The sequence below is a fragment of the Haemophilus sp. SZY H56 genome (assembly GCF_054332415.1).
In genome coordinates this window covers 300,731-322,620 of record NZ_JBTGNX010000001.1, presented here as the reverse complement: position 1 = coordinate 322,620, position 21,890 = coordinate 300,731, and the positions used below count along the sequence as shown (strand labels likewise).

Here is a 21,890-nt window from a genome sequence, read left to right as displayed (position 1 = left end):
TGTTCATAATTTACCTAAAAGAAAACCGCCTTATTTGGCGGTCTCAATCATTTTTAATATTCGGCTTTTACTTTCTTTCACAAATAAACTCTTTCCGTCTGTTGTTGATATGAAAGAGTTATCACCAACTGGCTTAATGTAAAAAATACTATCAGCACAAACCTGCGTCTTTTTAAGCCCCTCGATAAGGGTAAGTGTTATTTCTTTACCCATAACTCACCCCTAGAACGGAATCCCATCGTCAAAGCTATCATCTTGTTCTGCCATTGCACTTAATGGCTCTGGTTTAGCTTTACTTGTTTTCGCTTGTTTCGGTTCGTCTTGACGACCGCCTAACATCTGTAAGTTATCGCCTTGAATCTCTGTGGTGTAACGGTCTTGTCCGTTGTTATCTTGCCATTTACGGGTTTTTAATCGCCCCTCAATGTAAACTTGTGAACCTTTGTGTAGATATTGTCCTGCGACTTCTGCCAATCTACGATAAAGTACAATTCTATGCCACTCGGTTTGCTCTTTACGCTCGCCAGTGTTTTTATCCGTCCAGCTTTCACTTGTGGCAACTGTGATATTAGCCACTTGTTCACCATTTGGCATTGTGCGGGTTTCTGGGTCATTTCCTAAAAAACCGACAATGATTACTTTATTAATTCCAGCCATTAGCTCATTTCCTTAATTAACTGTTGATAGTATTCTTGAGCAGCATTAACTCGCTCTTTGATTTCTTCGATGATTTTGTCATCACGCTTGACTGTAACGGTTGTAATGCGTTTTGATTGTGGTATTTGTTCCACTAAATCAATGTATCGTGTCGGGTCGTCATAGCTTGAAAGTTGCTCGTATGGAGTAGGCAAGAGTACAAAGTCAATTTGAGCTTCTTCGCAATCCCAGAGCCACATATAGCCCTGCATTTGGATTGTATAACCTGCTTTCTTGGCTTTTTCTTCGGCCTCGTCCGTAAAGAAAGGGTGTGAACCAATATCCCATGAGCATTTTGTATCAATGATTAGCTTTCTAGTCGGAACGTAAATATCACATTCACCAGTAATCCAATCATTTTCCCGTCTTTCTTCGTTTTTCTTTAATGCTAATCCACGCTTGCGACCGCTTAATTTAATAGCCTGTTCTTCAAGTGCGATACCTTTCTCAGTGTACTTGTTACCCTCAAAATCTTGATAGCCAAACAGGTCATATTTAACTATCTTTCTCACCGCACTTTTTGCTGTAGCAGATATTCCGTTACCGCTTTTAGGCTTTACCATTAAATCAGCCAAGCCAGAGCATCTAGCTTTGAGTTGGTACATTTTATTTTTCCTCTATTGTTAAAGTTGTTTCTAGGTGACAGATTTTGCCGTCACAGTCTTGATTAAGATTTAGGGCGTGCGCCATATACACCACAAATGCACACACGAGTGTAATGATTAATTTGTTCATTTTCTGTTCCTTTTGTCGGATTTTAGGTGTGAGAATCCGCCGCAGGCTTAAAAAAGTGCGGTCGGATTTTGTGGTGTTTTAGAAGTCGATTTTTACGGACTTAGGATTAAAGCCTCTCAAGTGTTGTAGTACACGCCAGTTTGTCATCTGGTCGATGTCAAAATCTTTGGTAATGCGGTTTAAAATTTGGTTTGTTGAGCGTAGTACGCTTAAATATTCGTAAGCCTGTCCGTAGATTTGCCCGCTCATGTTTGAGCCTAGCGCCTTAAAGGCTTTTTCGATATGTTGGAATGTACCTACGCCACGCATGAAAGCGAACCACAACCACACAAGCTGTTGAAGTTCGTACTCAGTGAATTCAAAACTGAATTTCTTTTCTGGTTCAGGCAAGGCAAGTTGTTGCGGTTGAAGTTGATATTTTCCTGTCTTTCTGATTGCCGGTAAAACTTCTGAAGTTATCCAACGTTTTACTTTTTTGGCTTGTTCTAATTTTGAACTCAAGACCAGTGAATACATCCCACTTTCATTCACGAAGAGAACTTGAGCGCGTTTGTTTACAGTATTGACGATCTCACGTTTCGTTAGGTCGTCAAAATCTACGTGATCTTTAATCGCTTTATGTGGATTTTTATATTGCAATAACTCTGCAAGCTGAGCTGCTCTAAAAAAGATTTCGTTGTTTTCTACGATGGTTTGAATAGGAGTGTTTTCAAAATTGAAAATTGTAAGAGCTGACATTTTGTAATCCTTTTTGCTATTTGTTTGTTTAAACAAGCCACTTTCGACAGTGGCGTCGGGAGGTTCGAAAACCCTGCAAAAAGGAAAGGGCTGGACTTATTTCCCGAAGGTATTGTATTAGTCGCCCTCCCGACATAGTCAGGATTACGGATATAAAAAAATCGCCATGTGGCGATCAGTTGAACTATCCGCCTTTTTGCATTAGGTTTCGACACCTTGAGGCGAATAGTATTTTAGTTTTTTGTGGTTGTCAATATCGGGGATCAACTTACTTCTTAACAGCCCCGATGAAAGTCGCGGTTAGCTCTTTCTATTTGCTGTCTCCAGTATGGGTTTATTTCCCTTTCGAGTATTGTATTACACCTATCTCTCCCCGATGAAAAAATCTTATCCGTTGATGGCGGTTTTTGTCAATAATCTTTTTATTCTTCGACAATGATGGTACTAAATGTCGCCTGTTCAATCTTCCCTGCACGACGTTTCACCATTCCACTTAGCTTGATGGTGTTAATATCTTTTACTCGGTCGATAATTTCATTCACACCTTCATCGCCTAACATATCGCTATCAATGTTGGCGGTAAAGGTTTCGCCTTGTAAAGTGCGAGCAAAGATAGTGATTTTCCCTTCTTGCCGTTTTACGCCGTCAATGTATAAATCAATGGCATCAGGGGTGGTTTTTGCTTTTTCTTGGCTATTGAGTTCATCAACTATTTTTGTGATTTTCGGTTTGTCTAATTTAGTTTCCGCATTATTACTGGAAATTGTAATATTTTCCGCATCACTTGCAGCACGTACTACTTCGCTGTAAGCTTTTTCAGTATGCTCTTCAATAGATTGAATAGATTGTTTAAAGCGTGGATTGGCACTGTGGTTTGCCACGTCTTTAATGGTAGTTAGAATAGTTGTTAGTTTTTGCGCTTCGATGTTTTCAGTGGCTTGTTTTTCTGTCGATTGAATTTGAGCAAGCTCAATATCTTTTTGGCTTTCAACCCATTTCATACCAACTACTGCACCACCAATACAAATGGCCAGCGTGGTGTAAGTAAAGATTTTTTGTTTACCTGTCATACCGTTTGTGAGTCCCATAAAACATTTGCGCATTTCTTTAAATAAATCTTTGAGATCAGCGATGATTTCTGTGCAACCTTCGTTGATGGTGAAAGTGATTTCCAGCGCATCTTTTTCTTCTTGGGTAAGCTGAGTAATGTGTGGTTTGCCTGTTTTAATTTCAGCATAAGTACGCCAGATTTCATTTTGAAATTCACAAATCGCTTTGCAGATAGCGTAGTTGATACTGCCATTATAACGCAGTGGATCGCCTTGGATTTTGATTTTTACCTGTTTTAGAAAATCAAGTTCAATCTTTTCAAAATCAATCTGATCACGAATTTTTAGCGTTTGAATAAAATCCGATAATTCGTCAACATTTTCAATTTTCCACATAAATATTCCTTGAATTTTGGGTATAAAAAAAGCCGTTTTTGACGGCTTGAAAGTGCGGTTATCTTAATCCGAAGTATAAGCGGTGTCAATGACTATTCTGCTTTCTGATTTTCTAGCTCTTCAAGTTTCGTTAATTGCTCTTGGCTAAACTCATAAGCCCCACTATCACAAAGTTCTTGTAGGGTGGTTTCACCGTTCGCAATGCTTTGTTTGCATTGTTCAAATGTGGCCTCATCAACAACCGCTAAAAATTCCGCTTCTTGAATATTGTCGGTGTAGTTGAACTCTTGATTTTCCACATCTTTAACCACAGCTTGGTCAGCTAATACCGCTTGTTGCATCTCAACCGATAACGGAGCTTGTTTTGATAGCAATAACTTAATCACGGTTTTTAATGCCATAGCCTCGAAGTTGTCATGCCATACGCCAAAGCCTTTCTTAAATGTTTGGCTGTAGCGTTGAGCGTGTTTGACGATGTCATCGTGACTCATATAGAGCTCAGCCGAGAAATCATTCACTAGCTTGAAATAAGCGTAATATCCGATTGGGTTTTCGTTTCGCTCGGGCTCTTGCTCCCAGTCGAACTCAAAACCATTGATAAAATCTTTTTTGATGAGTTGCTTTTTGTACACAGGCAATGCGACCAAGCGTTTAAATTGCCCACTACGTTGTGCAAGTTGGATAAAACCTTTATAACCAATTTGGAATTGCGCTTCGGTTTTCTTTTCTTTGTTGTTTTTGAAAGGAACGATGTAGGCAAAGCCTAAGCCATTTTGTAGTGGCAAATTGAGTGTCGCCGCCATACAGGCAGCGTTAAAAATGCTCATTGGATCTGCTGTTTTAAGCATTGCATTGCTATTGGCGATTTGCATAACACTTGTTGCAAAGGTTGCCGCATTTTTGCCAACAAGTTCCTTAATCTTATTTTGTACATTCGCACTTTCAAAAAATGTTTTAAGTGCAGGTGGCTGTTTATTTTGTTGATGTTGGACTTGGTTTGTCATCTTGCCCCTCCATTAATCTGGGTCATAATCATTCATTCTTGCGTTCAATTCACGCTCGGCAATTTTCTTAATTGCCTCTTGTCTATAAGGCTCATAACTTGCACCGCTACCAATGGCAAGCCAGAAATTATCGTTATCACACAACATTTCTGTGAGTTCATGATAATGTGTTTGGTCGCCTTGTTTTAAATCATTGTCGATTTCAGTGGCGACTTCGTCTAAGGCGATTTCATAGCCTGCTTGCCAATCCACTTCACGTTGGTTAGCTGCATCAAGTTGAGAGTAGTGATCAGCGTAAGGTTTCATTGTTTTGCTCCTGCGTTGCTTGCACCATATTCGCAAGCATCGAGAACATTTCAGGGTTTAGCACGATAGTATGTGCGTGTGCTTTTCGGTCTAAATGCAAGCGGATATTGCCTTGTTTATCCACAAAATAGCCGTTTAATCCATAAGGGGTGAACGGTTTTCGACGTGGGCGAGGTTGATTTTTGTGTACTGCATCAATATCAACTAACTTCGGATCTACTGTTGCTTTTTTGACTTTAATAGTCTCTTTTTTGACTTTAACTGCCTCTTTTTCGGATGACGCTTTGAATTGATTCGTGTCGACTCCTTTTTGATAAGGCGGAATATTGGTGTTTTCCACTGCATTAAAACTTTCGATTCGTTTGTTTAGGCGTAGGATTGCAACTGCTTCATTCTCAAAAAAGGCGGTTTTTTGGTGTAGACAATTATTTACCCATAACTCGCCAAAATACTTTCCACCTTCGGTACGGACGATTTGTGTTTTGTAGCTTTCCACTTTCATTGTTTTTCTCCTAAAGTGCGGTTAATTTCTACTTGTTTTTGCTCGACATAACGATACATATCGGCATTGACCTGCGGGGTAAGATTTGCTTGATAGATGCCGTTTTCTTCACGCCATTGTGCCTTTGCTTTCGCCCGTGCCTCTTGTTGGATTTGTTGGCTTAGTGTGTTGTCGTGCCAGTCGGTGGATTCATCGGCAAAACAGTAGGCGATACCGCCAATTAAAAAAGCGAGGGCAAAGGCGATGGCTGTTTTACAAAGAAATGGGATGGTTTCAGCGAATACATCAGTAAATTTTTGCATTTTTGTTTCCTTTTTCGTCAATTTAGTGAATTTAGGGTGTAGCAATCTGCCGCACGGATTTCTTGAGGAAAAGTGCGGTCGGATTTTGTGGTGTTTTACGCGTTAAAAGATATTTTTTTAATTTGCGTTAGTGATGGATTTTCTATTTGTTGTGCGAGCAGTTTTTCGCCCTCGTGTAAAAAATAAGAAAATTCACTAAGTAGGCTATTTGCACGGCTGGTAAGTTCGTTACTTCGGTAATGGCGAGCTATGCCGAGTAAAGCAAATTGTTTTTCTTGATAGCAAATAACTTTCTCTGCCAGTTTTTGAGCCAGTTTTGCATGCTTCATAATGGCATCGAAAATATATTCAGGGATGATAACTTCTTCGCCTTTTTTAAATAAACCATCAAGATTTAGGGTAAGAAAGTGAATGTATTTAATGGCTTGAGAAAGTTGTTCCTGAGAAAGTTCATCAATGTGTTCGACGCCAAATTGTTGATGAACCAGTTGATAAACTTCAGAATAGATGAGTCCTTTTTTATTTACTAAGAGGCTGATGGCATCACGTAAGCCAGCGCGGTCATCAACGGTGGTTTTTTGTTGTGGTTGGTTGCGGTGCATTGCCAAGAATGCACGCAATACAATTAAGTGGAATTTTGGATCTATCCACATTGCGTAGGAAAGCACTAATTCTTCGCAAGCCCACGTACCTTGCTTTGAAATATCAGAACCGCCACGAATTGTTTTTAAAGCGAAGATCGTTTTTGTGCTTCGGTCATTTTCAATCTCTTTTATCAGTTCTTTAGTTTGTTCATTACGAGCAAATAAACTTGGACGATGTTTTTCTAATCCGCCACTTGCGATATGAAGGTCATTTAATGAAAAGAGATTTTCGTATGAACGAATTGAAGTTTTGAGAATTGTTAAGTTTGACATTTTATGCTCCGAATGTTTTGTTTGTTATTCGATCACTTTTGTAGGGTGATCGGGCTTCAACAACCGCATTCGGGCGGCGGAACTTATTTCCGTGAGGTATTGTATTAGGTTCTCTCGACCCGATCTTTGATCTATTTTCGTTCCTCAGATGTGAGGATCGGAAATTTAGGCATAAAAAAACCGCTATGCTGTCGGGTGCGGATACCGCCGAATGTTTTGTTGTGCGGTTATCTTATCCGTTGATGGCGGTTTTTGTCAAATTAAATTGTAAAAGTTTTCATTACAAGCTGTTTATAGGCTTCAACAACTTGAGCAAACTTACTTTGCTCATCGTCATCAATATTCACGCCAAAAGAAGGCGTTCCGTCAATGTTAGGAAAAACAAATCTTACGCAATTTTCTGAAATATAGTAAGCCGTGATAACAAGGCGAACCGGTTTTTTAGGGTAGGTTGTTGGGCCATCTTCCAGCGCTAGCGTTAGCCCAAACGTGATATTCGGGTTGTGTAAACAGTCATATTCGGCTTTAAGTTGGTGCGCGTCACTTGGCGCGCCATTGCTGTCAGTTATTTTCACATAAAGTTCTGTCGGGGCAGGGTCATTAAGTTGTTTTTTGTAGGTTCTCTCGAGTAGTCCCAAATCCATTGCCAGCGCTACTCTAAGCTGTCTGATTTGCTCTCTTAATGTTGCTCTGCGTCCAATTAGAATGTCATTGTATTGTTGCTGTTGTTTACATAAGTCTTGGTATGTGAGTGATGCCATTTTGTTCTCCTGTGAATTTTAGGTACAAAAAAAGCCGTTGGAGACGGCTTGAAAGTGAGGGTATCTTAATCCGAAGTGCGGGCGGTGTCAATTTATTATTTATCCTTAAAAAAAATCCCCTAGAGCCAGCTATAAGCAACTAGGGTATAACCAATCTTAAAGGAGATATTTTTTATTATGCTATTGCTGTAACCAGCTAGAGCCGCTCTCTACGTTTCAATCAGTTATTCAAGAAGATTGAGGTTCAATTCGCTATTTGAAAGCGGCTTTAGCTGGTGGCTCTTTTCGGGATTTGAACCCTGTGTCATTTTTCATAACGCTACCGTGTTTTTGTACCGTGTCAGTTTCCACAACTGACTAAACAAAGAGCCATTAAATACCTTTCTTTATACTTGTAAGGCTCAAGTCCCTTATTGTCTCTCACAACACTAAGGAATATAATTTAATCTCTCACAACACAAACTAAGGATAAAGCCATGTCAAATATGATTATTTCTTATGACTTAAGAAACCATCGAGACTATACCAAGATTCAACAAGCAATTGCTAAACTAGGTACTGCTAGTAAGGTACTTGAGTCTGTTTGGTATGTACAAACACCATTTTCCGCAATTCAATGTCGAGATTTCTTACAGAAAAACATTGATTCTGATGATGGCGTCGCTGTATTTGATTGCTCTAATAACACTTGGGCCACATGGCGATGCAATCATGAAGAAATGAAACGGTTATGGCAAAATTAGTCTATTTTGCGAAAAATCTCACCAGTTTCGCTATCTACCAGTTCCGTTATTGATTTAGAATCACTAAAGCGGTTGATATAAGAAATTGCTTGACATGCTCGCTCCTCTAAACCGGGATAATAAGCACCGTTTTCAATCGCTTTCAAAATAGAAGTGCGAATATGTTCTTTTTGAATTTCAGTTATGGTATTGCTGACAACACTACCAGCCTCGGAATAGCGTTTCTCTTCCATTTCTAACCTCATTTGTTTTATGTTTGCCATTTCAAAGCACACTTCTCTCTATCATTCGCAACGGTTTCACTTGCCGTTGTGTCTCTGTACTTCAAATGTGCTTTAAAGTGGTGCCGCGGGAGAGATTCGAACTCAACTATCCTCCGGTTATGAGCCGGTCGCTTTTACCTATTAAGCTACCGCGGCAGTTTACCGTCTCTCCGATATGTCACGCTGTTATAAAGCCGCGTTTGCTTGTATTTTTTCACCCGCCGTAACTCCACTTTCGGCAACTGCACCGTTTTTCACTGGCTTCGTAATTGGCGGACTTTAAAACTCACTCTTAACTAAGTAGGTTAGGGCTTTCAATCTAACGACCGCTTAGCACCGTTGGGCTTCCGTCTGTGCTTCTGCCGAGTGAGTTTCTTTAACCAAATTGTTTAAAATTTGTGATGAAAGTCACTGACTTACATAAACTTTTTAGCTATTCTTGTAATCAACCTTGATACTTTCGATAGCGGATTTTCAGGAATGTAAACTGAAAGGTGAATCTCACCGTCAACAGTACCTTGGGACATTGCTTTTAGCTTTTCTTCCGCTTCTTCGAATGAATGGGCGTAAACATCTGTCGCCCACCTTTTGCCGTCGAAGTAATAAGAAATTGCATAGCGTTTCATTTCTTCTTGCATAAGGAACTACCTCTATGTATTTTGAAATTTTTAAAAGTAAAACTGACAATCAATGGTATTGGCATTTAAAAGCAGCCAATCATGAAATCGTAGCTCATGGTGAAGGGTATCGTAATAGAGATGATTGCGTGCATGCAGTTAATCTAGTAATGGATACCACTCGCAAAACACCATTCTATGAAGCCTAATTAGTAAAGCTCCGAAAGGGGCTTTTTTTCATCACAAATTTTTAAAGAGCATCGAGATATTTGCTTATGTGTATCTCGTTTTGATGTGGTCCATTCTACTTAAAGTAGATTTAATTGCAACTAAAAATTGCATAAAAGTAGAGATATTTTCTATTTAAAGTAGTAAGTATTTGATTTTTAATTTAATTTATTTTTGACTATTTGTTGAATTTGTGACCTAGATCACAAATTTTGAACAAAAAAGAATAGATTATTGATATGAAAGCGGAGGTTTTTGATGAATTTTTTATATTTTTGTCTATAATTGTGTTAATTTTTAACTCAGAATTAGAATCAGAAATAGATGTCAATTAATCGAATGCTTGATAAGGACGTTCGCCAAGCGGTAAAAGACAAAATATTAAAGGCGCATATTAACGATCCATCTACGCTGGTCATTGATGAATTAGGGTTAGATCATGGGCGTAATAGAGTAGATATTGCTGTAATTAATGGTGAATTACATGGCTATGAACTAAAAAGCGACTCTGACAATCTTTTACGTTTACCACAACAATCCATGACTTATTCATCCATTATGGATAAGGTCACTCTAGTTGTTGGGGAAAAGCACGCTCAGGAAGCAATTAATATCATTCCCGATTGGTGGGGGATTAAGATTGCTACGATGAATCATCGAGGAAGTGTGAATATTGTTACTTATCGTCGCAATAAAAAGAATAAGGATATTGACCCATTTGAGTTATCAAAACTCATCTGGAAAGAAGAGGCGTTAGCTTTACTTGCGATAAAGATTAAGGTTGATTGGCGAATTCGCAAGCTTACAAGAAAAGACATCTACAAATTAATTGTAGATACCTTTTCTTTGGACGAGATAAGAGATAATACTAGGGCTATATTGAAATCCCGTATAAATTGGCGCCAATTTGGCGAGTGACAAAGGTTATATGATGATTATGACCTACCTTAACCCAACTTCCCATATTACCTGGCCCGCACATTTGAGTGCTGCAATCATATAAGTATTTATCCCCCCATGAATAGCTATCCCCCATAAAGTATGGAGAATTAACTATATACCCTGCCATTGCGTGATATTGTCCAAATCCAGATGAATGTGAATGAACTTGGTAGCCGACCGCAAAAAGATAATTATCTGAAATGGTATATCGTATTTTGGCATTTGGGTTAACATATCCGAGAGGTTCTACTTCGTCTGGGTGCGTGATTGAATAGTCGCTAAAAATAATAGGATTGTTGGAATTATTTTGTGGCACTGAAAGATAGTAGTCATAAAAACCAAGCCATTCGGTTCTTGGCTCCATACCGAACGGCATATAGTTATTTCTTGGTAACTCACTCGGGATAGATGATCCTGTAATAATTATATTTATGCTTGATGATATATATCTAGAAATATGGTTAATATATGTTGATATATTAAATGAATGGTTCACTCTGTTTGTTGCGACGTCACTTCCAAAGTCTAATATAATATCTGTTACATTTGATAATGAGCTAATTAATTGTTGCAAATCACTTGGTGTGGAATGTGAAAAATTTCTTATTTTTACTAATACAGCTGATGATATTCTATTTTGGATGATGTAATTTATAGCAATTTGATTAGGATTATTTAAGTGAATTACAGGAGTGAATGGGATATTATTATTAACAAGATCAGAAAAAATGGCCGTAGCATGATCTAATTGATTTATATTGAAGTTATTTACTTGAAATATATCAATAAATACCTCTCTAGAACCCCACTTTTGATTTAAATTCTTAGATAGTGATAGAGCTCTTTCATGACACTTATCTTGAGTTAAAATAAATAATGGTTTTATCCAATTTTTTACTTGTTCATCTAGTGCTTGCAATGCCAAGAATTCATTTTGTTTGGTTTTTAAAACAGGAACGTAAATAAAGTTCTCCATAATCTTCCCCTTAGGTTAGTTGTTATTAAAGATCAACAATATCCAGTATTAGTTTCTATAGTAAAACTGAATACCAAAAGACTTTTCCAATGACTGATATATCTTGCATGGCTGTTATCTCATCCGGGTGTTCTTCGCTGTTGTAACTGCGGATCTTAACTTGTTCGTTTGGCATATTGTAGAGTAGTTTTATGCGCAACAAGCCGCCGTGATTGATAGCGTATATCTTGCCGTCTCGGATTGTCTTATTGCCCAAATCAATTCCCACCGTTGTTCCATCCGGAATAACCGGCTCCATTGAATTTCCATCAGCAATCACACATACCGCATTTTCGTACTGTACGCCTTGTTTACGTAGTGTTGCTTTGGAAAAACGCAATTTGAAGTTGTTATAGTCCTCTATGTCATCAGCAAAGCCGTTTCCGGCAGCAAGCCTAATATCTTGATAAAACGGGACTGCGTATTCATCGCTATTTAGTGGAGTATTGCGATCCCATAAGTCGAATGAGCCAACGTCTTTCACATTAGAAGTTACTTGATTTTCTAAAGAATCGGCTGTTCCGTATTTCAAATGAGCAGGACTAACTCCAAAGTACTTCGCCATAGCTTCAATTTTTTTATCTCTCGGAGTCGCAGTGCCCAAAGTGTAACGTCTAGCCATTTCATAGGTTACGCCAATAGCTTTTTGTAAATCCACAATATTTTTGCCTTGTTTAGCCATTAATTCATTAAGTCGGCTTGCTAAATCTGTCATAGACACTCCTTTATTCTACTAAAGGTAGAAGATACAAAATTAAAATAGTTGATTCAATTCTATTTTTAGTAGTAGAATATCTCTACTTTAAATAGAATAAAGAGGATTAAAATGCTACCAATCGAAAAAGCTTATGAAATCGTGGGCGGTATTTCGGCTATGGCTCGACATTTCAATCTTACACCTTGGGCTGTTTCCAAGTGGCGTGAAAAAGTGCCTGCGGAACGTTGCGCAAAGATTGAAGAACTTACGGCCGGAAAAGTTAAGAAATCCGAATTACGTCCTGATTTGTGGGATTAATTTACCAACCTTTACCTAAAAGAAAACCATAAAAAACGGAAAGAAATTATGGCAATGAAACAAACCATTATAGAGATGATCGAGAAAGTACCAGGCGGCAAAAGTGCGGTAGCTGGCTTTCTCGGATTTACAGAAAGCGAGTTAAATAACCGTCTTTACCAAACAAAAGGCCAACGGTTTAAAAACGAAGAATTGATAGCACTGCAACTTGAGTATGGATGCACTGATTTTATCGATGAGCTTTGCCGAAATGCTGGTGGACGTTTTGTACCTGATGTGGCAGAGGATGAATTAGACAAGGTTGAGCTTGCCAATTTACAACTGCACGAGCTTTCGGCTCGAGGCTTGTTATTTGCTGCATTAGAAACAGCGTTAGAAGACGGTGAAATCACCTCGAAAGAAGAAGACAAAATCCGTCAAGCATTGAGTAAGCATTTATCGGCAACTCAGCATTCTGTTGAGTTGGCTATTTCTTTGTATAAGCCGCAATAAAGAAAGCCACGAGGAGATTTCGTGGCTTTAACTAACTCTCTTTAATTGTTATTCACAGAGGTTATCTGCATGGAAAATATTAATCCAAACGAAAAAACAAGTCAAACGCAAAACGGCAAGATTCTCAAGGCTTTGTTGAATGGGGAGCGATTGACTCAGCTTGATGCTTATACCCGATTTAGTTGCACTCGTCTAGGAGCAAGAATTTACGACATAAAAAATATGAACGAGGAATACAAGAACAAGGTTGTTGATAGATGGGTTGTTCTTCCAAGTGGTAAGAGAGTTAAAGAATACCGATTCGAGGCTTGATATGGAAAGACTATTCGACCCCGAATTTGTAGCCAAATTAAGTGATAGAGAAAAATTCATAGCTTATGAAGGCATAAAACAACAATTAATAGAGCAGGGCGTAAGTAAAGAAATATACGACAGTATAACAGAACAAGCGATTGAGGAATTAGAGATATGAACCCATCAACAATGCTTAAAAATACAGGAAGAGCGATTGCTTATCGTCCTAATCTTGCTCGTTTATTTGGTGGTGTTATTGCTGAAATCTTCTTTGAGCAAATTTTCTATTGGCAAGATAAAGCCGATCCTGTTCTTGGTGTTTATAAAACCCAAGAAGAGTTAGAAATTGAAACTGGATTATCGAGAAAAGAGCAAGAAACTGCTCGCAAATTACTGCGTGAAAAAGGCGTGCTAATCGAAACTCATAAACGCCTAGAACATCGTATGTATTACAAAATTGACTGTGACAAATTAGACGAATTATTAGCCACATTAGCGAATGATACAAACGAACATTCCCGAATGCCCGAAAGTGACATTCGGGAGGGTAACAAAGTCGCATTCGTTAATACAAGAGATTACAACACTAGATTACATACAAATACCCCCTTACCCCCTGCAGGGGAATCGGCTGACGCCGACATGGAGGACGAAAGTGAATCATCTCATGCAGAAAAACAAGAATCAGATCATGTTGATTATTCAGGTATAGCCAATGCTTATAACGAATCTCTTGATAAAACAGGGAAAAATTTACCTCGAATTGCAGATCCAACTCACTTGAGTGACAAGCGAAAGCGTGCAGTAAAAAAACTATCCGATGTATTCAATAAACGATTTAAGAATAACTCTACACAAGCCTTTGCTGAATACTTTACGGATTTTATGACAAGCGCAGGAGAGTTTTATTTCGGTGAAAACGACCGGCATTGGAAAGCAAATTTTGAGTACCTCTTGCGAGAAGAAACGTTAGACAAGACTTTGGAGAATAACCTGTTATGACATCTAAAATTTACGATTTAGAGTATTCCTTGGTTGGGGCATTTTTGAATGGCGGATTATCCCCACAAGCTCGTGAAGTGATGAGTTGGTTAGAGCCTGAAATGTTTGCCACATTCCAACTTGGCGCACTTTACGGAAACATTCGCAAACAGGCTCGCAAAGATGATTTGATTGATATTTTGTTACTTGCGCAAGACTACGGTGAAAACTTTGCCAATCTAGCGGAATTAGCAAGCGGATATGCTTACAGCGGAAATATTTTAGGGTATGCGAAGAAAGTCCATTCTGCTTGGGTAAATCGCACTGCTCAACAGGCATTGTTAAAAATGGCAGGGGAGTTAGCCAACGCAAAAGAGGAGCAAGTAAACCAAATCACTCAAAATGCACTCAATCAAATCCAAAAACTTCTTGTCAGCAAAACTGAAATTAAACCCATTGCAATGGGAGAGCTGGTCGATTCTTACGTAGATGTTTTAGAAAAACGTTCAAAAAACGACTTCAAAGAACGCTTGCTTTACACAGGCATTGAGGCGGTCGATAACATTCTTGGCGGCATAAATTCTACCGATATTGTCATTGTGGCAGGTCGTCCAGGAACAGGGAAAACAGAATTTAGTCTGACAGTGACTCGCAATATCGCCAAAAATCATGGCTCGGTTTTATTTTTCAGCCTTGAGATGGGTAACTTCCAGTTAGTCGATCGTTTATTGAGTGCTACTGGCGGCGTGAGCGTGAAGAAATTGCGCAATCCTACCGAGCTTGATGAGGGCGACTATCATCGATTAACAAGTGCATTGCAAGAAGTGCGGTCGCAAGATGTTTACTTTGTCGATCGTGGTGGTTTATCTGCCGATGAAATTTGCGCCATTACAGAAAACCATATTAGCGAGAAAGGCGCACCATCTGTGGTTGTAATTGATTATTTAGGCTTGATGAATCACAAGCAAGAGCGTGGTGTAAATCTAACCCAAGCTATCGCTAATTCTATGAGCAAGCTAAAAGCCTTTACCAAAAACTTTAACATTCCAATCATTTTACTTTGTCAGCTTAACCGTGATGTGGATAGCCGTGCAGTAAAACGTCCTGCTAATTCAGATTTACGTGATTCAGGCTCAATCGAGCAAGATGCAAGCCAAATCATCATGCTTTACCGTGAGGGCGCATACAAGGCAGATTGTGATAATCCTTACTCCGAGGCCATTGTTACCAAGAATAGATTTGGTGGATTAGGCACGGCCTATATGAAATTTGATAGAGGTCACTTCCTCGATTGCGATCAGGCGCAAGCGTATCAATACATCAACGAGAAACCACAGCAACAAGCCAAAACTTATGCGGCTAAAAGTTATGGGAAAGGGGCATTGCAATGACAGAACAACAATTTGATAAAGATACATGGCAAACACCACACTATGTTTTTGAATGGCTATCTCAACGTTTTGGTTTGTTCGATCTTGATGGTTACGCAACAGCCAACAACGCCTTGACATGTCACTATATCGGCGAACCTAACTCAGACAATGATGAGCATCAATCAATTGCAGATGACTTTCTAATGCCGATTGAGCAAATGTTAGATGTATTGTTGGACGAAGTAGCAGAACGTTGTTCGGCTCCGTTAAGAATCTATGTGAACCCGCCTTATTCCAACGTTACACCATATCTACAACGCGCAAAAGAATTATGTAATGCCGGTTATTTAGTCGTGATGTTACTCAATAATGATAAATCTACTCAATGGTATCAAAACCACATTCACAACGTGGCCAATGAGGTAATTGATATTACAGGTGGTCGAATTGCATTTATCAACCCTGTAACAGGAAAAGAAATCAAGGGGAATAGCAAAGGACAAATGGTCGTAGTATTTGATCCAACAATGGAAGACTATGTCACACGTTCAATTAGCCTTGATTTTATTAAAAAGGTTGGTGGATATAGCAAATGAGTTTTGAAGAACATAACAATCGCAAGAAAGCGAATAAGTTTGCTGAATATATTACGGGCGAATCTCTTCGCCGATATTTGGCTGAGAAAGTCGAGAAGTACTTAGGTAAAAATCCAAGTGTTTTTGATGGTGCAGCAGGCAGCGGACAGCTTGAGCAATTTATTCAACCAAGTAAGTTTATTGCAGTAGAAATTCAAGCGGAATCATGCGCGGCATTAGCCAATAATTATCCAGATGCTGAGATTCATAATACGAGTTTTTTCTTGTATCAAAGTGAGCCAAAAAGTGATTGTGTTGTAATGAACCCTCCATTCTCACTTAAATTTAAAGAACTTGCCGAAGAAGAAAAGGATGCTATTCAATCGGATTTTCCGTGGAAAAAATCAGGTGTACTTGATGATGTTTTTATGCTGAAAGGATTAGCCAATGCTCATCGTTTTGGGTTTTTCATTATGTTCCCAGGTATTGCCTATCGAAACACCGAAAAAACACTCCGTGAAGTTATTGGGAATCAATTAGTCGAGTTGAATTTGATTCAAAACGCCTTTGAAGATACGCCAATTTCAGTGCTTTTCTTGGTGGTTGATAAAACCAAATCGAATAACAAAACATACCGTGAATTGTATGACTGTGCCACGAATAAAATAATTAATGCTGATGAATGGTTAATTAATTCTGATAAATGGGACACGGTTTCACCGCCAGAGCCGCCAAAAGAAAAAGTAGATCCAATGAAATTAGAGTTGATGTCGCAAGCTCAATTAAAAGAGCAAATTCGTGCTCAAATTCAATTTAGCGGTATGGTATTTGATTTAGAAGGCTGGCCACGTGAAGAATTTGAAAAATTCTGCGATGAAGTCTGTGCATTGATTCAGGAAGAGAAAAAATCAAATCGTTTCTTATTTGGCTGGGGCGAATAATGAAAGATTTTTATATTCACCGTAGCGCATATCACGACGGTTCAACAAAAGGCTTTCGCCACGGCATTAAACATAAACGGCACGATTGTTTTCGTGGAGATGTGCGGGTGCTGCAACGTATTGATGGCAAAATGGTACAAATTTCCCGCATGCGAAAACGCTTTAAAACCTATGAAGACGCGTATGCGTGGGCACGTGGTGTGGAGTATCTGGAATGATTATTCCAATGATGAAAAATGCTGGTGGTGTATTTTGTCCAGCCGATGAAATGTACTTGCCAGATTTACAATCATTCAAAAACGGTGAGATTTATGAGATAGAACTCAAACGCACGCGCAATCCCGCTTTCCATCGTAAGGTGTTCGCCTTTTTTTAAATTCTGTTTTAACCATTGGGCTGCAGATAAAACAGAATGGAAACACTTTGATGAGCGCAAGCAATTTGACACATTCCGCAAACATTTAACGGTATTAGCAGGTTTTTACGAATCCACATACAACATTAAAGGGGATTTGCGGATTGAGGCGCAATCCTTGAGTTATGGAAACATGGAACAAGCGGAGTTTGAAAGCTGTTACAAGGCGTTAATTAGTGCAGCAATCAAGCATATTTTTAACGATACAACCGATGAAAATACGTTAAATCAGTTGTATGAGTTCTTTTGGTGATTGGCATGAGAGAAGAAATAGCCTTAGCAGTAGTTCTCTTTGCGGTTGTGTTTGTGATTGTTTGTTTTATATCTGGAGCTGACGATGAGTGATAAAGAAAAATTTGAGCGCACTAAGCCAGTAGTTAATATTGGAACAATAGGACACGTTGATCATGGTAAAAATATTATAGCAGCATTGGCAGCAGTATTAGCGAATGTCGGGAAAGTAGATTCTGTAACAACACAGCCCACAATAAGTTATCCATTAAGTCGCATCAACAAGAAAACAATTTACAGAGGCTAATATGGCTATAAAACCTAAGGAAACCAAATGCAAAGTCTGCGGTTGTTACTTTGTCAAAACGATAAGCTCAATGCAAAAAGTCTGCTCGCCTAAATGTGCGATTATTCTTTCGAAAGAGCAGGCAAGAAAGAAAAAAGAGAAAGAGGAAAGAGCAGAAAAAAGAGAGCGAAAGGCTAAATTAAAAAGTCGTTCTGAATGGCTTAAAGATGCTCAATCGGTATTTAATAAATTTATTCGTTTGCGTGATAAAAATGAGCCTTGTATTAGTTGCGGTCGGTATCATCAAGGGCAATACCACGCAGGGCATTATCGTAGTGTCGGAGCCTGCCCTGAATTGCGATTTTGTGAGCTAAACGTACATAAGCAATGCGCGCCCTGTAATGACCACAAGAGCGGAAACATTATTGAGTACAGAATCAATCTCGTCAATAAAATCGGTGCGGATAAGGTGGCTTGGTTAGAACGGCAAGACCACGATCCAAAGAAATACACCATTGAAGATTGCAAGGCGATTATTAAGTATTACAAGGCAAAAATTAAAGAGTTAGAGGAATAAATGCGTAAATTTAGCGAGTTATCAGAACTAACGATTGAACAAGAAGAATTTGTTGACCGGTATATGTATCAATGGGGTGCTTGGGTGCGCAGCGGTAGGCTTGATAAACCGCAATTAAATATTATTGCAAAACTAATGCAATCAGTCATTCCTGCAGAGCCAAATGAACCAATTTGCGATGACTCAACAGGAATGATGATTAGCGAAGTTATTGAGAGATTTTTCCTTAAAAACGACCGCACTTTACACTATATCGTATTTTCCTATTATGTTAATAAAAGCACTATTAATCATATAGCGGTTAAACTCCGTGAAAACTGCGGAGAGATAAAAATGCAGCCGTGCGCAGGCAAACCAGATATCCGCACTCCAAGCCTTAAAACGATGATACGGAATGTTGAAAAAGAGCTAAAATTAGCGAAGGCAATAATTCACGAACTTCTTATAACTGGGTTCGTTATTTTGCGAACTGGACGACAAAATGCAAGAAGTATCAAAATTACTTATTGACAAACCTTGTCATCTTGTCCTATCATTTAGATGTACGGTGGTCGCAATGTAAGTAGTGAACACCTAAATTGATTTTTACAGCCCTGATCGGAAACGGTCGGGGCTTTTTTATTGGTGGAATATGAACATTACACTAGGCGATACGATTAAGATTGATGGTGAGGAAGTGCCAGAGTATTTGCTCAAGGCACTTTATGAATGTTTGAAAAACAAATATGCATTTTTAGCTAACAATTCTATTTGCTCTGGTGTTACTCAAGCTGAGAGACTGTCAGTAAATGGTTTGAAAATCCCATTAGACGCGATTACTTATCCTTGGAATAAATAGGTTCATACTGTTCAGTATTTTCATTGTAATGAATGCCTTCATACATCCACGCCACCACCTTTTTAACTAAGATCTCATCGCTGATATTCATATAAGTATGTGCTAATTCTTCTAGGAAAGCCGCAATTTGTATTTCACGAGGGTATAAATTGGCTTTGGCGAGATCGTAAAATATGCAGCCGTTATAGTAAACGTGGACTGCTTCTGGGTGAATTTGATATTGGAGAGTTAAGCAATCTGAGGAAACGATACCGTTACTCTTTGATGATGTGAAGAATATATCAACCTTTTTGTTAATTTGTGCGTGCTTGCATAAGATATTAACGGCGTCAGTAAAGTTTTTGAAAAGCGGATATATGTCTTGGGCGATGTCTAAAATAACGATGTTGAAATAATGTCGATATTGTTCAGGAATGTTATTTAGAATTTGCTGACGAGATATTCTTGCTTCATTCATTTTAATTAAACCTCTGTTAAGTTTGGTGTGGTAACCTAGATCTTAACAGAACTTAACGCCCACTGTAACAGGTGGGCTTTTTTATTGCCTAAAATAATTAGGGGGAAATATGCCAATTAAAGAGCCTGATGTATGGGCGTTAATATGGTCTTGGTTACAAATTAATTTGAGTTCTAGCTCTATTCAAAGCGCCCTTTGGGCATTATTTATTTCTATTTTAAGACTTGGATTTATGCGTAAAAAACCAAGTTTCCGATATGTGTTCATTGATGCAGCTATGTGTGCATCTATTGCTGGCGTAGCAGTGCCTATCTGCACTCATATTTTTGGGCATAGTGAATATTCTTCATTTCTTGGCACGATGATTGGTTTTGTTGGTACTGAAAAAATTAGAGAGTTCTTGTTTAAATTCATTAATCGGAGAATTGAAAAAGATGACAATGATGATTTCCGAAGTGACGTTCAATAAAATTTTCCCTCATGCAGTTAAGGGCGTTTATCAAGCCATTTCAGAACAAATAGAAAAAGCAGGTTGTGTGACTAAGATGCAACAAGCTATGTTCTTAGCTCAATGCGGGCATGAAAGTGGAGGATTTACAAGATTTAAAGAAAACTTAAATTATTCTTGGTCTGGGCTTTCTCAAACTTTCCGTAAATATTTCCCCGATCCACTTACAGCCAAGAGATATGAGCGTAAACCTGAGCTCATAGCCAATCGTGTTTATGCTAATCGTTTAGGTAATGGAGATGAGAAAAGCGGAGATGGTTGGAAATATCGTGGTCGTGGACTGATTCAGATCACAGGTAAGGATAATTATGCCGCGTTTAGAAAATGGTTAGGTAGAGATATTGAGCCAGAAGATATAGCAAGTAATTTAGACTTATCAGTTAAAGCTGCTGTTTGGTATTGGAAACTCTGTGAATTAGCTGATCTTAATTCGGTAGAGAAAGTGACTCGAAGAATTAATGGTGGGCTAAATGGCATTGATGAGCGTTGCAAGCTATATCGAGCATTAATGGTAACTGATAATGACTAAGTACATTTACATAGCGTTAGGGGTTGTTGTAGTGGTTTTGTTTGGCGCATTGCGTTACCAATCAAGTGTTATAGATGAGTTGAACATAACCACAAAACAACAAGCCCAAACCATCCAGCAGCAAGAAGATGCGAACAAGGCATTGACCATTGCACTGCAACAAGAGCGTGATGCAGTCATTGAGCAACAGCAACGTAATGATGAAATAGAAAGGATAGCAACAGAAAATGCTGAATCAGTTAAAACAATCATTAAGACACAACCTTGTGCTCACACTCGTTTGCCTCAGTCTGCTCTTGACCGCCTGTACAAATAAAGTCACGACCAAAGCAGAATATATTTACCCGCCTCAAGCCTACACTGCACCTTGTGTTAAAACAGCATTTACCGGTGAGACATACGGTGATGTAGTCATACAGCTAGTTAAGGTAACCGCAGAGCGAGATAAGTGCGCAAGCCAAGTAGATAATCTCAATAAGTGGATTAATCAAGCAAAAGGCAGTAAATAATCACGACTAATGTCTAACATCTTTAAATTGGTAGAAACCAAGCCTTCTCGGTAGTTTTGTTAGGACTAAATAACCCGATCAGAAATGGTCGGGTTTTTTATTATCTAAAATTTAATGGGAGTCCAAAATGAATCTACAAAAAATTGAAAACTTTGAACAATTCTTAAAGGTAAATGACAAGCAACGTATTGTGACAAATTCTCGGCATATTGCCACGGTGTTTGGTAAACGTCACGATAACATCATCCGTGATATCAAAGCATTAGTTATTGAACAAGATTGCGGTGAGTTTGCTCTCCTCAATTTTGAGGAGACCTCATATATCGATGAATGGGGCAGAAAACAACCCATGTATCAGATGACTAAAAATGGATTTTTGCTTTTGGTAATGGGATATAGAACCAAAAAAGCAATGAAATTCAAAGTAGAGTTTATTAAAGCCTTTGATTTTATGCGTGAGAAATTACAGCAAGAAGGTTATAGCTTGATGCATAAATATAACGAATTGTGCATTGAGCATAAAGCGAAAAAAACATTTGCGAGTTTATGTGGTAAAGGATTAAGAGAATGGAAGGGCGATAAGCCTGTGCTAGAAGCAACTTTAAAACTTTTTGAAGATAAGATGCAGATTGAACTGCCTATTAAGTAAGGATTT

General features: G+C 38.6%; 36 protein-coding genes, 1 tRNA gene and 3 pseudogenes. 22 read left to right on the top strand and 18 right to left on the bottom strand.

The features are described from left to right. Positions 1–30: 30 nt before the first annotated feature. From ACXVWP_RS01755 to ACXVWP_RS01700, 12 genes and pseudogenes are all read right to left on the bottom strand, one after another. Positions 31–213, bottom strand: a complete 183-nt coding sequence (locus ACXVWP_RS01755) for a hypothetical protein (protein WP_289901916.1) — start codon at positions 211–213, stop codon at positions 31–33. A gap of 9 nt (positions 214–222) precedes the next feature. Continuing rightward, positions 223–657: a single-stranded DNA-binding protein gene (ssb, locus tag ACXVWP_RS01750; protein WP_369866908.1), complete on the bottom strand. Its 435-nt coding sequence runs from the start codon at positions 655–657 to the stop codon at positions 223–225. Further along, positions 657–1,301: a translocation protein TolB precursor gene (locus ACXVWP_RS01745; RefSeq protein WP_369866907.1), complete on the bottom strand. Its 645-nt coding sequence runs from the start codon at positions 1,299–1,301 to the stop codon at positions 657–659. Before ACXVWP_RS01745 ends, ssb begins: the two co-directional genes overlap by 1 nt. 1 nt (position 1,302) lies before the next feature. After that, on the bottom strand, positions 1,303–1,431 hold the full coding sequence (locus ACXVWP_RS01740) for a hypothetical protein (protein WP_265461135.1): 129 nt from the start codon (positions 1,429–1,431) through the stop codon (positions 1,303–1,305). Between the two features lie 78 nt (positions 1,432–1,509). Then, complete coding sequence (locus ACXVWP_RS01735) at positions 1,510–2,169, bottom strand: P22AR C-terminal domain-containing protein (protein WP_369866905.1); 660 nt, start codon at positions 2,167–2,169, stop codon at positions 1,510–1,512. A 422-nt stretch (positions 2,170–2,591) separates the two neighbouring features. After that, on the bottom strand, positions 2,592–3,614 hold the full coding sequence (locus tag ACXVWP_RS01730) for a hypothetical protein (protein ID WP_118856391.1): 1,023 nt from the start codon (positions 3,612–3,614) through the stop codon (positions 2,592–2,594). Positions 3,615–3,706: 92 nt separating this feature from the next. Further along, positions 3,707–4,618: a recombinase RecT gene (locus ACXVWP_RS01725; RefSeq protein ID WP_458473218.1), complete on the bottom strand. Its 912-nt coding sequence runs from the start codon at positions 4,616–4,618 to the stop codon at positions 3,707–3,709. A 12-nt stretch (positions 4,619–4,630) separates the two neighbouring features. Further along, positions 4,631–4,924: a hypothetical protein gene (locus ACXVWP_RS01720; RefSeq protein ID WP_369866902.1), complete on the bottom strand. Its 294-nt coding sequence runs from the start codon at positions 4,922–4,924 to the stop codon at positions 4,631–4,633. Next, positions 4,908–5,426 (bottom strand): hypothetical protein, encoded by a 519-nt coding sequence (locus ACXVWP_RS01715; protein WP_369866901.1) that lies wholly within the window; start codon positions 5,424–5,426, stop codon positions 4,908–4,910. The genes ACXVWP_RS01720 and ACXVWP_RS01715 overlap by 17 nt, the downstream gene beginning before the upstream one ends. Continuing rightward, the gene (locus ACXVWP_RS01710) at positions 5,423–5,728 is read right to left on the bottom strand and encodes a hypothetical protein (RefSeq protein WP_369866899.1); all 306 of its coding nucleotides are present in this window, start codon (positions 5,726–5,728) and stop codon (positions 5,423–5,425) included. Before ACXVWP_RS01710 ends, ACXVWP_RS01715 begins: the two co-directional genes overlap by 4 nt. A gap of 578 nt (positions 5,729–6,306) precedes the next feature. Beyond that, a pseudogene (locus tag ACXVWP_RS01705) lies at positions 6,307–6,645 on the bottom strand (KilA-N domain-containing protein); the annotation flags it as partial. Positions 6,646–6,905: 260 nt separating this feature from the next. Further along, positions 6,906–7,406 carry a hypothetical protein gene (locus ACXVWP_RS01700; protein WP_297570268.1) on the bottom strand — a complete coding sequence of 167 codons (501 nt, stop codon included), beginning with the start codon at positions 7,404–7,406 and terminating at the stop codon, positions 6,906–6,908. A 476-nt stretch (positions 7,407–7,882) separates the two neighbouring features. Between ACXVWP_RS01700 and ACXVWP_RS01695 the strand changes: the two genes are divergently transcribed. Further along, entirely contained in the window at positions 7,883–8,149 is a 267-nt protein-coding gene (locus ACXVWP_RS01695) for a hypothetical protein (RefSeq protein WP_049383044.1), read from the top strand. Here the strand turns inward: ACXVWP_RS01695 and ACXVWP_RS01690 are convergent. The 3 genes from ACXVWP_RS01690 to ACXVWP_RS01680 form a co-directional block, all read right to left on the bottom strand. After that, positions 8,146–8,382, bottom strand: a complete 237-nt coding sequence (locus ACXVWP_RS01690) for a hypothetical protein (protein WP_297570274.1) — start codon at positions 8,380–8,382, stop codon at positions 8,146–8,148. The two genes, ACXVWP_RS01695 and ACXVWP_RS01690, sit on opposite strands and share 4 nt — an antisense overlap. A 108-nt stretch (positions 8,383–8,490) precedes the next feature. Continuing rightward, positions 8,491–8,568, bottom strand: a tRNA-Met gene (locus ACXVWP_RS01685). Between the two features lie 260 nt (positions 8,569–8,828). Then, complete coding sequence (locus ACXVWP_RS01680; RefSeq protein ID WP_040033733.1) at positions 8,829–9,050, bottom strand: hypothetical protein; 222 nt, start codon at positions 9,048–9,050, stop codon at positions 8,829–8,831. Positions 9,051–9,064: 14 nt separating this feature from the next. Between ACXVWP_RS01680 and ACXVWP_RS01675 the strand changes: the two genes are divergently transcribed. Next, entirely contained in the window at positions 9,065–9,238 is a 174-nt protein-coding gene (locus ACXVWP_RS01675) for a YegP family protein (protein ID WP_297570280.1), read from the top strand. Between the two features lie 343 nt (positions 9,239–9,581). After that, positions 9,582–10,175, top strand: coding sequence for a sce7726 family protein (locus ACXVWP_RS01670; RefSeq protein ID WP_111304043.1), 594 nt, complete (start codon positions 9,582–9,584; stop codon positions 10,173–10,175). On the opposite strand, the gene ACXVWP_RS01665 is transcribed toward ACXVWP_RS01670, so the two are convergent. Beyond that, on the bottom strand, positions 10,132–11,175 hold the full coding sequence (locus ACXVWP_RS01665; RefSeq protein ID WP_111304042.1) for a beta family protein: 1,044 nt from the start codon (positions 11,173–11,175) through the stop codon (positions 10,132–10,134). The genes ACXVWP_RS01670 and ACXVWP_RS01665 overlap by 44 nt on opposite strands. Before the next feature lie 55 nt (positions 11,176–11,230). Continuing rightward, positions 11,231–11,929 carry a LexA family transcriptional regulator gene (locus ACXVWP_RS01660; RefSeq protein WP_111304041.1) on the bottom strand — a complete coding sequence of 233 codons (699 nt, stop codon included), beginning with the start codon at positions 11,927–11,929 and terminating at the stop codon, positions 11,231–11,233. A 111-nt stretch (positions 11,930–12,040) separates the two neighbouring features. Between ACXVWP_RS01660 and ACXVWP_RS01655 the strand changes: the two genes are divergently transcribed. The 14 genes and pseudogenes from ACXVWP_RS01655 (at position 12,041) to ACXVWP_RS01590 (ending at position 19,232) form a co-directional block, all read left to right on the top strand. Further along, the gene (locus ACXVWP_RS01655) at positions 12,041–12,229 is read left to right on the top strand and encodes a transcriptional regulator (protein ID WP_005679233.1); all 189 of its coding nucleotides are present in this window, start codon (positions 12,041–12,043) and stop codon (positions 12,227–12,229) included. Positions 12,230–12,277: 48 nt separating this feature from the next. Further along, entirely contained in the window at positions 12,278–12,721 is a 444-nt protein-coding gene (locus tag ACXVWP_RS01650; protein ID WP_458473215.1) for a YmfL family putative regulatory protein, read from the top strand. A gap of 69 nt (positions 12,722–12,790) precedes the next feature. Beyond that, positions 12,791–13,033: a helix-turn-helix domain-containing protein gene (locus ACXVWP_RS01645; RefSeq protein WP_458473213.1), complete on the top strand. Its 243-nt coding sequence runs from the start codon at positions 12,791–12,793 to the stop codon at positions 13,031–13,033. Between the two features lies 1 nt (position 13,034). Beyond that, positions 13,035–13,193, top strand: coding sequence for a hypothetical protein (locus ACXVWP_RS01640; protein WP_285268192.1), 159 nt, complete (start codon positions 13,035–13,037; stop codon positions 13,191–13,193). Beyond that, positions 13,190–14,017 carry a DNA replication protein gene (locus ACXVWP_RS01635; RefSeq protein WP_458473211.1) on the top strand — a complete coding sequence of 276 codons (828 nt, stop codon included), beginning with the start codon at positions 13,190–13,192 and terminating at the stop codon, positions 14,015–14,017. The genes ACXVWP_RS01640 and ACXVWP_RS01635 overlap by 4 nt, the downstream gene beginning before the upstream one ends. Next, positions 14,014–15,387, top strand: coding sequence for a DnaB-like helicase C-terminal domain-containing protein (locus ACXVWP_RS01630; protein WP_458473209.1), 1,374 nt, complete (start codon positions 14,014–14,016; stop codon positions 15,385–15,387). Before ACXVWP_RS01635 ends, ACXVWP_RS01630 begins: the two co-directional genes overlap by 4 nt. Further along, entirely contained in the window at positions 15,384–15,965 is a 582-nt protein-coding gene (locus tag ACXVWP_RS01625; protein ID WP_458473208.1) for a DNA N-6-adenine-methyltransferase, read from the top strand. The genes ACXVWP_RS01630 and ACXVWP_RS01625 overlap by 4 nt, the downstream gene beginning before the upstream one ends. After that, a complete protein-coding gene (locus ACXVWP_RS01620) occupies positions 15,962–16,885 on the top strand; it encodes an N-6 DNA methylase (protein WP_458473206.1) in 924 nt (307 codons plus the stop codon). Before ACXVWP_RS01625 ends, ACXVWP_RS01620 begins: the two co-directional genes overlap by 4 nt. Next, positions 16,885–17,103 carry a hypothetical protein gene (locus ACXVWP_RS01615; protein ID WP_458473205.1) on the top strand — a complete coding sequence of 73 codons (219 nt, stop codon included), beginning with the start codon at positions 16,885–16,887 and terminating at the stop codon, positions 17,101–17,103. The genes ACXVWP_RS01620 and ACXVWP_RS01615 overlap by 1 nt, the downstream gene beginning before the upstream one ends. Beyond that, positions 17,100–17,553 (top strand): annotated as a pseudogene (locus ACXVWP_RS01610) (DUF1367 family protein). The gene ACXVWP_RS01615 and the pseudogene ACXVWP_RS01610 overlap by 4 nt, the downstream one beginning before the upstream one ends. Positions 17,554–17,637: 84 nt before the next feature. Continuing rightward, positions 17,638–17,748: pseudogene (locus ACXVWP_RS01605) on the top strand (elongation factor Tu); the annotation flags it as partial. Between the two features lie 91 nt (positions 17,749–17,839). Continuing rightward, entirely contained in the window at positions 17,840–18,394 is a 555-nt protein-coding gene (locus tag ACXVWP_RS01600; RefSeq protein ID WP_458473203.1) for a recombination protein NinG, read from the top strand. Next, positions 18,395–18,904, top strand: coding sequence for an antiterminator Q family protein (locus ACXVWP_RS01595; protein ID WP_289901892.1), 510 nt, complete (start codon positions 18,395–18,397; stop codon positions 18,902–18,904). A 121-nt stretch (positions 18,905–19,025) separates the two neighbouring features. After that, positions 19,026–19,232 carry a hypothetical protein gene (locus tag ACXVWP_RS01590; protein ID WP_048953003.1) on the top strand — a complete coding sequence of 69 codons (207 nt, stop codon included), beginning with the start codon at positions 19,026–19,028 and terminating at the stop codon, positions 19,230–19,232. On the opposite strand, the gene ACXVWP_RS01585 is transcribed toward ACXVWP_RS01590, so the two are convergent. Then, entirely contained in the window at positions 19,210–19,689 is a 480-nt protein-coding gene (locus ACXVWP_RS01585; RefSeq protein ID WP_289901891.1) for a hypothetical protein, read from the bottom strand. The genes ACXVWP_RS01590 and ACXVWP_RS01585 overlap by 23 nt on opposite strands. 109 nt (positions 19,690–19,798) lie before the next feature. Between ACXVWP_RS01585 and ACXVWP_RS01580 the strand changes: the two genes are divergently transcribed. From ACXVWP_RS01580 to ACXVWP_RS01560, 5 genes are all read left to right on the top strand, one after another. Next, positions 19,799–20,158: a phage holin, lambda family gene (locus tag ACXVWP_RS01580; RefSeq protein WP_032827954.1), complete on the top strand. Its 360-nt coding sequence runs from the start codon at positions 19,799–19,801 to the stop codon at positions 20,156–20,158. After that, entirely contained in the window at positions 20,124–20,726 is a 603-nt protein-coding gene (locus ACXVWP_RS01575; RefSeq protein WP_112072224.1) for a glycoside hydrolase family 19 protein, read from the top strand. Before ACXVWP_RS01580 ends, ACXVWP_RS01575 begins: the two co-directional genes overlap by 35 nt. After that, positions 20,719–21,042, top strand: a complete 324-nt coding sequence (locus ACXVWP_RS01570) for a DUF2570 family protein (RefSeq protein ID WP_289901890.1) — start codon at positions 20,719–20,721, stop codon at positions 21,040–21,042. Before ACXVWP_RS01575 ends, ACXVWP_RS01570 begins: the two co-directional genes overlap by 8 nt. Further along, positions 20,954–21,235, top strand: coding sequence for an Rz1-like lysis system protein LysC (gene lysC, locus ACXVWP_RS01565; protein ID WP_065265091.1), 282 nt, complete (start codon positions 20,954–20,956; stop codon positions 21,233–21,235). Before ACXVWP_RS01570 ends, lysC begins: the two co-directional genes overlap by 89 nt. 127 nt (positions 21,236–21,362) lie before the next feature. Beyond that, positions 21,363–21,884 (top strand): Rha family transcriptional regulator, encoded by a 522-nt coding sequence (locus ACXVWP_RS01560; RefSeq protein WP_288532864.1) that lies wholly within the window; start codon positions 21,363–21,365, stop codon positions 21,882–21,884. Positions 21,885–21,890 lie beyond the last annotated feature (6 nt).